At 74.1% G+C, this 12830-nt stretch carries 13 protein-coding genes; 7 read left to right on the top strand and 6 right to left on the bottom strand.

All coding sequences use genetic code 11. The annotated features are described in order from the left end of the window. Nucleotides 1-14: 14 nt before the first annotated feature. Nucleotides 15-1430 carry a M1 family metallopeptidase gene (locus ACF1ED_RS32355; protein WP_391766583.1) on the top strand — a complete coding sequence of 472 codons (1416 nt, stop codon included), beginning with the start codon at nt 15-17 and terminating at the stop codon, nt 1428-1430. 10 nt (nt 1431-1440) lie between these two features. Here the strand turns inward: ACF1ED_RS32355 and ACF1ED_RS32350 are convergent, their stop codons facing one another. Next, the gene (locus ACF1ED_RS32350) at nt 1441-1962 is read right to left on the bottom strand and encodes a GNAT family N-acetyltransferase (RefSeq protein ID WP_391766581.1); all 522 of its coding nucleotides are present in this window, start codon (nt 1960-1962) and stop codon (nt 1441-1443) included. Between the two features lie 76 nt (nt 1963-2038). Next, entirely contained in the window at nt 2039-2614 is a 576-nt protein-coding gene (locus ACF1ED_RS32345; protein WP_043226150.1) for a TerD family protein, read from the bottom strand. Nucleotides 2615-2738: 124 nt separating this feature from the next. Between ACF1ED_RS32345 and arfB the strand changes: the two genes are divergently transcribed. Further along, on the top strand, nt 2739-3167 hold the full coding sequence (gene arfB / locus ACF1ED_RS32340; RefSeq protein ID WP_391766579.1) for an alternative ribosome rescue aminoacyl-tRNA hydrolase ArfB: 429 nt from the start codon (nt 2739-2741) through the stop codon (nt 3165-3167). A 13-nt stretch (nt 3168-3180) separates the two neighbouring features. Here arfB and ACF1ED_RS32335 read toward each other — a convergent pair whose 3' ends face one another. Continuing rightward, complete coding sequence (locus tag ACF1ED_RS32335; RefSeq protein WP_391766577.1) at nt 3181-3744, bottom strand: flavin reductase family protein; 564 nt, start codon at nt 3742-3744, stop codon at nt 3181-3183. A 362-nt stretch (nt 3745-4106) separates the two neighbouring features. Here ACF1ED_RS32335 and cdgB point away from each other — a divergent pair, with 362 nt between their 5' ends. After that, nucleotides 4107-5789 carry a diguanylate cyclase CdgB gene (cdgB, locus tag ACF1ED_RS32330; protein WP_391766575.1) on the top strand — a complete coding sequence of 561 codons (1683 nt, stop codon included), beginning with the start codon at nt 4107-4109 and terminating at the stop codon, nt 5787-5789. A gap of 83 nt (nt 5790-5872) precedes the next feature. Beyond that, the gene (locus ACF1ED_RS32325; protein ID WP_391766573.1) at nt 5873-6841 is read left to right on the top strand and encodes a CBM35 domain-containing protein; all 969 of its coding nucleotides are present in this window, start codon (nt 5873-5875) and stop codon (nt 6839-6841) included. 18 nt (nt 6842-6859) lie between these two features. Here the strand turns inward: ACF1ED_RS32325 and ACF1ED_RS32320 are convergent, their stop codons facing one another. The 3 genes from ACF1ED_RS32320 to ACF1ED_RS32310 all read right to left on the bottom strand — a co-directional run bounded on the left by ACF1ED_RS32320 (nt 6860) and on the right by ACF1ED_RS32310 (nt 10010). Next, nucleotides 6860-7783 carry a 1-phosphofructokinase family hexose kinase gene (locus tag ACF1ED_RS32320; protein ID WP_391766571.1) on the bottom strand — a complete coding sequence of 308 codons (924 nt, stop codon included), beginning with the start codon at nt 7781-7783 and terminating at the stop codon, nt 6860-6862. Between the two features lie 107 nt (nt 7784-7890). Next, nucleotides 7891-9060 carry an N-acetylglucosamine-6-phosphate deacetylase gene (gene nagA, locus ACF1ED_RS32315; RefSeq protein WP_391766569.1) on the bottom strand — a complete coding sequence of 390 codons (1170 nt, stop codon included), beginning with the start codon at nt 9058-9060 and terminating at the stop codon, nt 7891-7893. Further along, the gene (locus tag ACF1ED_RS32310) at nt 9060-10010 is read right to left on the bottom strand and encodes an ROK family protein (protein ID WP_391766567.1); all 951 of its coding nucleotides are present in this window, start codon (nt 10008-10010) and stop codon (nt 9060-9062) included. The genes nagA and ACF1ED_RS32310 overlap by 1 nt, the downstream gene beginning before the upstream one ends. 229 nt (nt 10011-10239) lie before the next feature. Between ACF1ED_RS32310 and ACF1ED_RS32305 the strand changes: the two genes are divergently transcribed. From ACF1ED_RS32305 to otsB, 3 genes are all read left to right on the top strand, one after another. After that, entirely contained in the window at nt 10240-11523 is a 1284-nt protein-coding gene (locus ACF1ED_RS32305; RefSeq protein WP_391766565.1) for an extracellular solute-binding protein, read from the top strand. 24 nt (nt 11524-11547) lie between these two features. Further along, nucleotides 11548-11877: a DUF3263 domain-containing protein gene (locus tag ACF1ED_RS32300; protein ID WP_391766563.1), complete on the top strand. Its 330-nt coding sequence runs from the start codon at nt 11548-11550 to the stop codon at nt 11875-11877. 103 nt (nt 11878-11980) lie between these two features. Further along, the gene (gene otsB / locus ACF1ED_RS32295; RefSeq protein ID WP_391766561.1) at nt 11981-12823 is read left to right on the top strand and encodes a trehalose-phosphatase; all 843 of its coding nucleotides are present in this window, start codon (nt 11981-11983) and stop codon (nt 12821-12823) included. Nucleotides 12824-12830: the final 7 nt, after the last annotated feature.

Genomic DNA, 12830 nt, shown 5'->3' with positions numbered 1-12830 from the left:
TCTAGGATCCTCACGTGACCCCCAGCAGCCGGACCGGACGGTCCCCGAGAGCCGCCGCCTCCCTGGCGGCGGCCCTCGCCGTGCTCGGCCTCCTCGCCGGGTGCACCCCCGCGACCGGCGGGGTGAGGGGCACCCCCGGAGCGTCCGGGCTGCGCGACCCGTACTTCCCCAAGCTCGGCAACGGCGGCTACGACGTCGGCCGCTACGCCCTCGACCTCGCCTACGACCCCGGCACCGGCCGCCTCGACGGCACCGCGCGGATCACCGCCCGCGCCACCCAGGACCTCTCCGCCCTCAATCTCGACCTCTCCGGCCTCACCGTCGGGAAGGCGGCCGTCGACGGCGAGCCCGCGGCCGTCAGCCGCGCCGGGAACGAGCTGACGATCCGCCCGCACGACGAGCTGCCGCGGGGCCGCGAGTTCACCGTCACGGTCGGCTACACCGGGGTGCCCGAGCCGCTCACCGACCCCGACGGGTCGACCGAGGGCTGGCTGAGGAGCGCCGACGGGGCCGTCGCGGTCGGCGAACCGGCCGGCTCCATGACCTGGTTCCCCGGCAACCACCACCCCTCCGACAAGGCGGAGTACGAGATCGCGCTGACCGTCCCGAGCGGACTGACGGCCCTCTCCAACGGCGTCCGCGTCTCCTCCGGCGCCGTGTCCGACGGCCGCACCCGCACGGTCTGGCGCCAGTCCGAGCCGATGGCGAGCTACCTCGCCACCGTGATGATCGGCCGGTACGCGACCACCACCGGCACCGCGCTCGGCACGGTCCCGGTCCTCACCGCCGTCGAGCCCTCGCTGGTCTCCGCCACGGCCGCGCTCCGCGCCGAACTCCCCGGCATCCTCGCCCGCCAGCAGGAACGCTTCGGCCCCTACCCCTTCGGCGCCGCCGGGGCCGTCGTCACCACCGACGGGCTCCTCGGCTACGCCCTGGAGACCCAGACCCGGCCCGTCTTCCCGGCAGCCTCCTTCGACCGCCCGACGCTCGTCCACGAACTGGCCCACCAGTGGTTCGGGAACTCCGTCACCCCCGAGACCTGGCGGGACATCTGGCTCAACGAGGGCTTCGCCACCTACGCCGAATGGCTGTACGCGGAGGAGCACGGCTCCGTCCCGGCCCGCGAGAGCTTCCGGGCGGCCTTCGCCGAGGACGCCAACTGGGCCTTCCCGCCCGCCGATCCGCCCACCGCGGAGAACCTCTTCGACCCGCCCGTCTACCAGCGCGGCGCCATGGTCCTCCACAAGCTCCGCGAGACCGTCGGCGACGGGGTCTTCGACGGGCTGCTGCGCGGCTGGGCCGCCGAGCACGAGCACGCCAACGCCTCCACGGAGGACTTCACGGCCTACGCGGAGAGCGTCGCGGGCCGTGACCTGGACGCGGTGTGGAAGGTCTGGCTGTACGGCGACGGCCGGCCCGCGAAGCCCTGACCGGCGAGGTCTAGAGGGCCTTCCTGAGGACCACGCACGGGCGGCCGTGCGCCAGGTCGGGGCGGCGGGCGGTCTCCTCGTACCCGAGGGCGGTCCAGAAGGCGAGGGCCGCCGGGTTGTTCTCCAGGACGGCGAGCTTGAGGCCGGTACGGCCCGAGGCGCGGAAGCCGTCCTCGACGCGGCCGGCGAGGCGGCGGCCGAAGCCCGCGCGGTGCTCGTCGGCGTGGACCATCAGCAGGCCCAGCCACGGGTCGGGGTCGGCCGGGTCGGGGTGGCGGCCCAGGGTGACGGCGACGGCCACCAGCCGGCCCTCGGAGCGGGCCAGCAGCACCTCGGCGGACGGTTCGGCGAGATCGGCGGCGAGGGCGGCGGCCACCTGCTCGGGCCGCACGTCGTCCGGGTCCGGGAAGTCGCCGCTGAGCTGGTGGAACGCGCGGTTCGACGCGTACAGCGCGGTGAGCTCGGTGAGCAGCGGCCCGGGCAGCGCGGCGCCGTCCTCCTGGGCCCTGGGTGCGAGGGTCTCGACGATCACGCGGCCAGGGTAGCGACACGGCGGAGCCCCGGCGGGCGGACGCCCGGCCGGGGCTCGACTGCCGGTGCGGGGACCGTCAGAGGTTCACGCCGAAGTCGCGGGCGATGCCCTCCAGGCCGGAGGCGTAGCCCTGGCCGACCGCGCGGAACTTCCACTCGGCGCCGTTGCGGTACAGCTCGCCGAAGACCATGGCGGTCTCGACGGCGGCGTCCTCGGAGAGGTCGTAGCGGGCGATCTCGGCGCCGCCGGCCTGGTTCACGATGCGGATGTACGCGTTGCGGACCTGGCCGAAGTTCTGCGAGCGGGAGACCGCGTCGTAGATGGAGACCGGGAAGACGATCTTGTCGACGGTGGCCGGGAGGCCCGCGAGGTTGACGTTGATCTGCTCGTCGTCGCCGCCGCCCTCACCGGTGCGGTTGTCACCCGTGTGGACGATGGTCTGGTCCGGGGTCGACTTGTTGTTGAAGAAGACGAAGTGGGCGTCCGAGGCGACCTTGCCGGCGGCGTCGACGCCGATCGCGGAGGCGTCCAGGTCGAAGTCGGTGCCGGTCGTCGTGCGGACGTCCCAGCCGAGGCCCACGGTGACGGCGGTCAGGCCCGGCGCCTCCTTGGTCAGGGAGACGTTGCCGCCCTTGGAGAGGCTCACTGCCATGGGAAGTCCCTTTCATCGTGGTTCACACGCTGTCTTCGCCCGGAGAAACGCGGAACGGCGCCCCACGGTTCCCGAACGCGAAAACAGGATGACGGTCCGTGCCCGTCCCGGGGAACATGGAGGCATGTCAGGTCCGTATCAGATCCGCGGCTCCGTCTCGCTCCCCGAGGCCGAGCTCCAGTGGCGATTCTCGCGCTCCTCGGGTCCCGGCGGCCAGCATGTGAACACCTCCGACTCCCGTGTCGAGCTGCTCTTCGACCTCGCGGCGACCGGGGCCCTGCCCGAGGTGTGGAAGTCCCGCGCCCTGGAACGGCTCGCCTCCCGGCTGGTGGACGGCGTGCTGACCGTACGGGCCTCGGAGCACCGCTCCCAGTGGCGCAACCGCGAGACGGCCGCCGTCCGCCTCGCCGCGCTCCTCGCCGAGGCGACGGCCCCGCCGCCGAAGCCCCGCAAGGCCACCCGCATCCCGCGCGGCATCAACGAACGCCGCCTCCGCGAGAAGAAGCAGCGGGCCGAGACCAAGCGCGGCCGCCAGGGCCGCGACTGGGGCTGAGCCGCCCCGCCGGTCAGCCCAGGCGGCGGTACTTGCCGCGGAAGTACGTGAGGGGGTCCCCGTCCGGGGCGGGGAGGCCGACCTTCAGGACGCGGCCGACGACCAGGGTGTGGTCGCCCGCGACCACCCGGCTCTCCGTGCGGCACTCCAGGGTGGCGAGCGCCCCGTCGAGCAGCGGGGCCCCGCTCTCCTCGCCGCGGGTGGACGGCAGGTCGGCGAAGAGGAGGCGGTCGGAGACGCGGCCCTTCATGGCGAAGCGGCCGGCGACGTGCCGCTGGTTCTCGGCCAGCACCGACACCGCCCAGACCGGCACCTCCTCCAGGAGGTCGTCCATGCGCGAGCCGTTGCGCAGGCTCACCAGCACCAGCGGCGGGTCCAGCGAGACGGAGAGGAAAGCGGTGGCCGTCATGCCGACGTCCTCGCCGCGCGGGCCGTCGTCGGGGTCGTGCGCGGTCACCAGGACCACACCGGCCGCGAGGCGGGACATGGCCGCCCGGAACTCGTCGTCGCTCACCCCCTCAGCATGAGGGATGGCGAGGTCCGTGACGGGCGGCGAGGTCGGGGTCTTCTGGAGCACACCGGCACGCTAGCCCCGGCCTCCGGCGGGCCGCATCGGACCGGGGGACCAGACCGGCGCCCGGCGCGGGTCCTAGGACCGCCGCCCCGGAGGCGCGCGCCGGCCGGACCGCCGCCCCCGATCCGTACCTCTGCCGCCCCCCCCGCGTACCCCCGGCCGGTAGGGGGCACGGCCGTCCCCTCCGGTCACCGTCGACCCACCGGATCCCGCCATGAAATGCTGTGACTTGAGTCACAGAGAGCACTATTTGCTGACCCTGTGTACCGGGTGCGCAGCTCGCTGTGATTCAGTGGCGGGGACAGTGCGGTACGAAGCCGATGAGAATCCTGGAGTTGCTGTCGAGGTCTCGGGGAGAGCGAGCGATGGAGACCGAGTCGGAGCCTTACGTCCGTCTCTCGACCCTGCGGCAGCTGCATCAGGTCGTGGCGGACCTCAACACCGCCCGCAGCCTCGCGGACACCCTGCAGACCGTCGCCGACGGCGTCGTCGCCGGCCTCAACTACCAGCTGGCCTGCGTGAACCTGGTCCGGCCCGACGGTGACCTGGTCGTCGCCGCCTTCGCCGGAGACCCCGCCGCCGAAGCCCTCATCACCGGCCGCGTCGGCTCCCGCGACGCCTGGGAGCGCCGCCTCACCATGGCCCTCCACTGGGGCGACCTGCGGTTCATACCGCACACCGAGGGCTGGGTCCTGATGGACGACGACGTCCCCCAGTGGCACACCGACGGCCCCGCCCCCCGCTTCGAGGACGAGTGGCACCCCCACGACCGCCTCTACGCCCCCATGTACGCCTCCGGCACCGGCCGGGAGCTCCTCGGCGTCATATCCGTCGACCGCCCGCGCAACGGCCGGCACCCGGGACCCTGGGGGCAGGAAGCCCTCCAGATGTACGCCTCCCAGTCCGCCATCGCGATCAGCAACGCCCGGCTCCGCTCCAACATGCAGCGCGCCCTCATCCGCCTGGAGCGCGAGCAGCAGGCCCTCCGCGCCAGCGAGGAATCCTTCCGCCAGGCCTTCGAGTACGCCCCCTCCGGCATGGCCATCGCCGAACTCGGCGGCGACCAGCACGGCCGGCTCCTGCGCACCAACGACGCCCTCTGCCGGCTCCTCGGCCGCCCCGCCTCCGTGATGCGCCGCTACTCCTTCGCCGACCTCGTCCACCCCGAGGACATCGGCACCCTGCTCCGCACCTCCGCCGAGGGCGGCCGGGCCGAGCTGCGGCTCGGCCGGCGCGACGGCACCTACGTCTGGGTCTCGCTGCGGAACTCGGTGGTCGCCGACACCGCCGACGGCCCCCGCTTCCTCCTCACCCACGTCGAGGACATCGAGGAGCGCAAGCGGCACGAGCTCCAGCTCGCCCACCGCGCCTCCCACGACGCCCTCACCGGCCTGCCCAACAGCGCCGAGCTGCGCTCCCGGCTCTCCGCCCGGCTCTGCGAGCGCCCCGCGCACACCGGCGCCTACCAGGGCCCCGGCCCCGACGCCGGCTTCGCCTACGACCCCGACCCGCTGCCCGCGGCCCACGACGGGGGCTACGAGTACGGCCACGAGCACGAGCACGGCTTCGGCTTCGAACCGGCCGGCGGCGGGACGTACGACCACCACGTGCACACGGTCGCGCCGACCGGCGGCGACACCGACGACGGCACCAAGGGGCTCGCCGTCCTCTTCTGCGACCTCGACGGCTTCAAGTCGATCAACGACCGCTTCGGGCACCACACCGGCGACGCCGTCCTCATCGAGGTCGCCCGCCGGCTCACCACCGGCGTCCGCGACGGCGACACGGTCGCCCGTCTGGGCGGTGACGAGTTCGTCGTCCTCGCCGACGGCCTGGGCGCCGCCGACGCCGCCGACCTCGCGGTCCGGCTGCGGAACGCGATCATCCCGCCCATCCGGGTGGACGGCCGGGCGGTCCGCGTCGGGGCCAGTTTCGGCATCGGCTGGGCCGAATGCGGGATGACCGTCGAAGAGGTCCTGAACTCCGCCGACCAGCGGATGTACGTGGAGAAACGGTCCCGTGCCAAGGTGCAGCGCCGGGCCGGATGATCGTTCCCGGCACGGCGGCTTCATTCGTTCGGGGTAGGCTCGCCGGGTCGGCGACGGCTGGCGAGCATGGAGAGGTGACCCGGATGGCTGCCGGTAACGACGGCGCGAACAAGCCCGAGGACGACGATCCGTTCGGCTATCTGTACGCGGACGGACAGGCGGCGGCTGGCCGCGCATCCCAGGGCGGGGGCTACGGCTACCCGGGCCCCGGGCCCGCGCAGCCGGGTGTGCCGCGCACCTCGTACAACCAGGTCAGGACGGTCGGCGAGCGCCAGTACGGCCAGCCGCCGGCCCAGCCCTACGTGCCGCCGCAGCAGCAGGCGCCGTACGGCCAGCCCCACCCGCAGTACGCGGCGCCGGAGACGTACGGCGGCCAGCAGCCGACCCGGGCGACCCCCGCGCCGCGGCAGCGCGGCGGCGGGCGCGGGCCCAACGCCAAGGGCCTGCTGATCGGCGCGGTCGCGGTCGTCGCGGTCGTCGTCGCGGGCATCGCGGCGGCGATCATCGGCAACCAGAACGGCGAGAAGGAGCAGACGGCGGGCGGCACCCCGACCGTCTCGGCCCCGGCCACGCCCAGCCAGGAGCCGTCCTCCTCCACCGAGCCGACCACCGAGCCCACCAAGGCGGAGCTGCCCAAGCAGGACGCGGCGACGCTCACGCTCGGCGGCAGCGCCACCCTCGCCAAGGACGTCAAGGGCGCCGAGGGCGCGGACGGCGCCTACGTGGCGGGCTTCAACGCCCAGGGCTCCTCGGTCACCTGGAAGGCGACCATGCCCGCGGGCGGTACGTACGCCCTCCAGGTCCGGTACGCGATCCCGGCGGTCGACGCCTTCGCCACGCTGACCATCAACGGCAAGCCGAACACGCTGCCGATCGGGCTGAAGAACTTCATCAAGTCCTCGGACCCGAACCTGGAGAAGAACTGGCAGACCACCTGGGCCCAGGTGGAGCTCCAGAAGGGCGAGAACGAGATCAAGATCTCGTGCGAGGCCGGAAACCAGTGCGACGTGCTGCTGGACTGGCTGGAGGTCACCCCGCCGAAGGGCGGGTAGCGCGGATCCGTCCGCCCGTCAGGCCGTCTCCTCCGTGACCGTCACCTTCGGGAGGAGGTCCGAGAGGACCCCGGGGTCGTACTCGCCGGCCACCGGGGAGGCGACCGTGGCGGCCGAGAGCGCCACGGCGTGGGCCAGGCGGTCCGGCCAGGGAGTGGACCCGACCAGGCCCGCCAGGAGCGCGGCGACCACGGAGTCGCCGGCTCCGGTCGGGTTGCCGTGGACCGGGGCCGGGGGCGCCGCCCGCCAGAGGCCGTCCGGGGTGGCGGCCAGCAGGCCGTCCGGGCCCAGGGACGTGACGACCGTGTGGGCGCCCCTGCGGCGGGCGTCCTGGGTGGCGCGGCGCGGGTCGCGGGAGCCGGTGAGGCCGGCCAGCTCGTCGGCGTTGGGCTTCACCAGGTCGGGGCGGGCGGCGATGCCCCGGCGGAGCGGTTCGCCGCCGGTGTCGAGGAGGACCGGGACGCCCGCCGCCCGGGCCGTACGGATCAGGTCCGCGTAGGCGCCGACGTGGACGCCCGGCGGGAGGCTGCCGCAGAGGGCGACGGCCTCGGCGCCGGTCAGCAGCTCCGCGTACCGGGCGCGGAAGGCCGTCCACTCGTCCGGGGCGACGAGGGCCCCGGTCTCGTTGAGCTGGGTGGTGTCGCCCGCGCCGGTGTCGACGACGGCGAGCGTGCGGCGGGTGGCCGCCTCGGTGCGGACGAGCGCGTCGGTCAGCCGGGGGAGCGGGGCGAGGAGCTCGCGGAGCCGGTCCCCGGTGGGGCCGCCGGCGAAGCCGGTGACGACCGTCTCGTGGCCGAGGGCGGCGAGCACCCGGGCGACGTTGACGCCCTTGCCGCCGGGGCGCTCGGCGCTGCGCGCGACCCGGTGGCTGGTGTGCGGGATCAGCGCGGGGACCTCGTAGGTGAGGTCCAGCGCCGTGTTGAGGGTGACCGTGAGAATCACCTGTCCACCCCCCTGCCTCCGGTAAGACCTGTGGGACAGGCGCGATCATGCCAAAGGAACGGCGATCGGCCCAGACCCCGGGCGGTTCGCCGTCCCTTTCGCCCCGATCAGGCGTTCTGCGGCACCCGGACGGGGACGCCCTGCGGGGCGACGATCCACTCGCCCTTGCGCATGACGCCCTTGACGTCGAAGGCGGCGTCGAGGACGACCATGTCGGCGTCCTTGCCGGGCTCCAGGGAGCCGACCCGGTCGTAGACGCCGAGGAGGCGGGCCGGGTTGGCGGAGATCGCCTGGACGACGGACTCGACGGGGAGGCCGTCGACCGTGGCGGCGCGCTTGAAGGCGCGGTCCAGGGTGAGGGTGGAGCCGGCGATGGAGCCGCCCTCGACGAGGCGGGCCACGCTGTCCTTCACCTCGACCTCCAGCGGGCCGAGCATGTAGCGGCCGTCGCCGAAGCCGGCGGCGTCCATGGCGTCGGTGATGAAGGCGACCCGCTCGGGGCCCGCGTGGTGGAAGGCCAGCTCCAGGGCGGCCGGGTGGAGGTGGGTGCCGTCGTTGATCAGCTCGACGGTGATCCGCTCGTCCTCCAGGAGGGCGGCGATCGGGCCCGGCGCGCGGTGGCCGAGGCCGGGCATCGCGTTGTAGAGGTGGGTGGCGACGGTGGCGCCCGCGTCGATGGCCTCGACGGTCTGCTCGTAGCTGGCGTCGGTGTGGCCGATGGCGGCGATGACGCCGTGTTCGGCGAGGAGGCGCACGGAGTCGATGCCGCCGGGCAGCTCGGTGGCGAGGGTGACCATCCGGGCCTGGCCGCGGGCGGCGTCGATCAGCTTGAGGACGTCGGCCGGGTGCGGGTCGCGCAGCAGGGTCTCGTCGTGGGCGCCCTTGCGGCAGGGGGAGATGAACGGGCCCTCGAAGTGGAGGCCGGCGATCTCGCCCTGCTCGGCGAGCTCGGAGAGCAGGCCGGCCCGAGCGGTGAGGAAGTCCATGTCGCCGGTGACGAAGGAGGCGACGACGGTGGTGGTGCCGTGCAGCCGGTGGGTGTGGACGCCCTTGAGGACGTCCTCGACGGTGCCGGAGGTGAAGGAGGCGCCGCCGCCGCCGTGGTTGTGCATGTCGACGAAGCCGGGCACCAGCCAGTGGCCGGTGAGGTCGAGCACCGGGGCGTCCTCGGGGGTGCTGCCCGCGATGCGGGCGCCGTCGACGATCACGCGTCCGTTCTCGACGATCCCGGTGGGCAGCACGACGCGTGCGCCGGCGAGAACCTTGTGATCGGACATCAGGCGGAAACCTCCGGGTCGGTGGGGCGCTGGTCGGCGAGCAGGTCCCAGGCGAGGAGGCCCGCGCCCAGGCATCCGGCGGTGTCCCCGAGGGCCGCCGGCACGATGACGGGCAGCTTCTGGAAGGTCACGCGTGCCTCCACCGCGGCCCGAAGGGGTGTGAACAAGGTTTCCCCCGCCTCGGCCAGTCCGCCACCGATGATGAGCGTGCGGGGGTCCAGCAGGGTGAGGGCGGTGACCAGTCCGTCGGCGAGCGCGTCCACCGCCTCCTGCCAGATCCGTACGGCGGTGGGGTCGCCGGACTCGACCGCCTTGGCGCAGTCGGCGGCGTCCGCTTCGGGGTCGCCGGAGGCCTCGGCCCAGGCGAGGGAGACGGCGGAGGCGGAGGCGTACCGCTCCAGGCAGCCGCGCTGGCCGCAGCCGCAGTCGGTGCCGCCGGGGCGGACGACGATGTGGCCGATCTCGCCGGCGTAGCCGTGGGCGCCGGCCTCGATGCGGTCTCCGATGCCGATGGCGCCGGCGATGCCGGTGCCGAGGGGCACGAAGAGGAAGCGGTCGGCGCCGTTGCCGGCGCCGATGCGGCCCTCGGCGAGGCCGCCGGTGCGCACGTCGTGGCCGAGGGCGACGGGGAGGCCGCCGAGGCGCTCGCTGAGGAGGGCGCGGAGCGGGAGGTCGCGCCAGCCGAGGTTGGCGGCGTAGACGGCGATGCCGCGGTCGGCGTCGACGATGCCGGGGACGGCGACTCCGGCGGCCGCGGCGGGCTCTCCGTACCGCTCCTCGCCGAGGGCGCGCAGGTCCTCGGCGAAGGCGAGGATCGTCTCGACGACGGCTTCCGCGCCGCGGTCGCGCCCGGTGGCGCGGCGGGCCTCGTGGAGCAGGGTGCCGTCCGCCCCGACGAGGGCGGCCTTCATGCCGGTGCCGCCCACATCCAGGGCGATGACGTGTCTCACGGGGGACATCCTCGCGCGAGACCGGCCTAAAGGTCTAGTCCACTGCCGAGGATTGTTGCGCTCGGATACAAATTCGGGCCGGTGGTGTGGGGGGTTTGTGGCGAAGGTCGCCCGGGAGTTGCGGAAGTGATACCCGACTGGTGTAGACCTCTAGTTCGACACTGGGGGAGACTTTCGACCCCCGACCCTGTGAATGTGCAGCTCACTGCTGCTCAATGACGAGCAAAAGGTGGATGAAGCCGTGGAGCGGCGACGATTCCTTGGACTGACCGCGGCCGCCGCCGCCCTGGGCCTGACCGCCACGGTCGCCGGCTGCGGCACCCTCGGGGGTGACGGCGGCGACGTGACCCTGCGCCTGGTCGCCGCCGACTACGACCTCACGGGCGGCAACACCACCAAGAAGTACTGGGACGACCTCGTCGCCGCCTTCCAGGCCGGACACCCGGGCATCAAGGTCCAGGTCCAGGTCGAGTCCTGGGACGACGTCGACCGCAAGGTCGCCGAGATGGTGAAGGCCGGCCAGGCCCCCGACGTCGCCCAGATCGGCGCCTACGCCGACTACGCGGCCGCCGGACAGCTCTACTCGGCCGACGACCTCCTCAGCATCCCCGTGCAGGCCAACTTCCTCCCGGCGCTCGCCGAGGCCGGTGAGAACGACCGCACCCAGTACGGTCTGCCCTTCGTCGCCTCCACCCGCCCGCTCTTCTACAACGCCGAGCTGTTCGACGAGGCCGGGATCAAGCCCCCCACCACCTGGGACGAGCTGGCCGAGGCCGCGAAGAAGCTCAAGGAGGAGGGCGTCCGCACCCCCTTCGCGCTCCCCCTCGGCCCGGAGGAGGCGCAGGCCGAGTCGCTGATGTGGCTGCTCGCCGGCGGCGGCGGCTGGACCGACGACTCCGACCGGTACGCCATCGCCTCCGAGGCCAACACCGAGACCTTCACCTGGCTCAAGGACGAGCTGGTCGGCCAGGGCCTCACCGGCCCCGTCGCCCCCGGCAAGCTCAACCGCAAGGCCGCCTTCGCCGCCTTCGCGCGCGGCGAGGTCGGCATGCTCAACGGCCACCCGTCCCTCGTCCAGGAGGCCGCCAAGCAGGGCGTCAAGGTCGGCCAGGCCCCGCTGCCCGGCGTCGACGGCCCGGCCAGGGCCTCCATGGGCGTCGCCGACTGGATCATGGGCTTCAAGCAGAACGGGCACCGCGAGGAGATAGGCACCTTCCTCGACTTCGTCTTCAGCGACGACAACGTGCTGAAGTTCGCCGGCGACAACGACCTGCTGCCCGTCACCGTCAGCGCCTCCGCCCGCATGGAGACCGCGACCGAGCACGCCGGTCTGCGCGAGTTCCTGAAGGCACTGCCCACCGCCCAGCTGCCGCCGGTCGGCAAGACCTCCTGGGCCAAGGTCAGCGAGACCATCAAGCAGGACATCGGCAAGGCCGTCACCCCCTCCGGCCGCCCGGCCGACGTGCTCGGCGCCATCGCCCGCACGGCGACGGCGGCGGAGGCGGCGGAGTAGACCGCCGGGTAATAGGTTGGTCGTATGACCGAAGAGACGCCGGAGGGGCCGGAGGGGCCCGGGACGCCGAAGGAGCCGGAGGAGCCGGAGGAGCCCGGGACCCCGGGGGACGGCAGCGACGGAGACGGCGGTGGGCTCGGTGAGCGGGAGCGGGCCGTGCTCGCGGTCGAGCGCCGCTCCTGGCCCGGCCCCGGCGCCAAGGAGCGGGCCGTCCGCGAGGGCCTCGGCCTCTCGCCGACCCGCTACTACCAGCTCCTCAACGCCCTCCTCGACGACCCCCGCGCCCTCGCCCACGACCCCGTCACGGTCAACCGCCTGCGACGGGTGCGGGAGGAGCGGGAGCGCCGGAGGTGACCCCTCCGCCAGGCGGCGCCGGAGGCGGACCCTCCGCGGGGCGGCTTCGGGGGTGAGCCCGGCCACGCTGACGCGGCGCGCCCGCGTCGGTAGGGTCGGTCCCATGGTCAGCAGCCTTCCGCACCCGGCCACACCCGCCGGCCGCGACGGCCTGGACGCGCTCCTCGCGCGTCCTTCCGAGGCCGTCGTCGCCCTCGACTTCGACGGGACGCTCGCCGAGATCGTCCCGGACCCCGAGCGGGCCCGCGCCCATCCCGGCGCCGTTCCCGCGCTCGCCGCCCTCGCCCCGCACCTGGCCGCCGTCGTCGTCGTGACCGGCCGGCCCGCCGGGGTCGCCGTCCGCCACGGCGGCCTCGCCGGGGTGCCCGGCCTGGAGCACCTCACCGTCCTCGGCCACTACGGCGCCGAGCGCTGGGACGCCGTCACCGGCACCGTCACGGCCGCCGCCCCGCACCCGGGCGTCGCCTCGGTCCGCGCCGAGCTCCCCGGCTTCCTCGACCGGCACGGCGCCTGGTCCGGCGTCTGGATCGAGGAGAAGGGCCGCGCGGTCGCCGTCCACACCCGCCGCGCCCGCGACCCGCAGGGCGCCTTCGAGGCGCTGAAGGACCCGCTCGGCGACCTGGCCGCCGCCCACGGCCTGGTCCTGGAGCCGGGCCGGCTGGTCCTGGAGCTGCGGCCGCCGGGCATGGACAAGGGCGTGGCGCTGGCGGAGTTCGTACGGGAGAAGGGCGCGGGCTCCGTCCTCTACGCGGGCGACGACCTCGGCGACCTGCCGGCCTTCGCCGCCGTCGAGAAGCTGCGCGGCGACGGCCTCCCGGGCCTCCTGGTCTGCTCCGGCTCCGCCGAGGTCCCGGAGCTCGCCGACCGCGCCGACCTCGCGGTGGCGGGCCCGTCCGGGGTGGTCGCGCTGCTCGCGGAACTGGCGAGGGCGGTACGGGAGGGCTGAGCCCGTC

The sequence above is a fragment of the Streptomyces sp. NPDC014656 genome (assembly GCF_043084305.1).
Classification (GTDB): domain Bacteria; phylum Actinomycetota; class Actinomycetes; order Streptomycetales; family Streptomycetaceae; genus Streptomyces.
The sequence above is the reverse complement of the archived record's forward strand: the minus strand, read 5'-3'. Positions and strand labels throughout refer to the sequence as shown.

Coding starts and splice junctions, on each gene's coding strand:
- ACF1ED_RS32345 (WP_043226150.1), bottom strand. CDS start 2,614: ATGGCAGTGAGCCTCTCCAAGGGCGGCAACGTCTCCCTGACCAAGGAG.
- arfB (WP_391766579.1), top strand. CDS start 2,739: ATGTCAGGTCCGTATCAGATCCGCGGCTCCGTCTCGCTCCCCGAGGCC.
- cdgB (WP_391766575.1), top strand. CDS start 4,107: ATGGAGACCGAGTCGGAGCCTTACGTCCGTCTCTCGACCCTGCGGCAG.
- ACF1ED_RS32325 (WP_391766573.1), top strand. CDS start 5,873: ATGGCTGCCGGTAACGACGGCGCGAACAAGCCCGAGGACGACGATCCG.
- nagA (WP_391766569.1), bottom strand. CDS start 9,060: ATGTCCGATCACAAGGTTCTCGCCGGCGCACGCGTCGTGCTGCCCACC.
- ACF1ED_RS32300 (WP_391766563.1), top strand. CDS start 11,548: ATGACCGAAGAGACGCCGGAGGGGCCGGAGGGGCCCGGGACGCCGAAG.
- otsB (WP_391766561.1), top strand. CDS start 11,981: ATGGTCAGCAGCCTTCCGCACCCGGCCACACCCGCCGGCCGCGACGGC.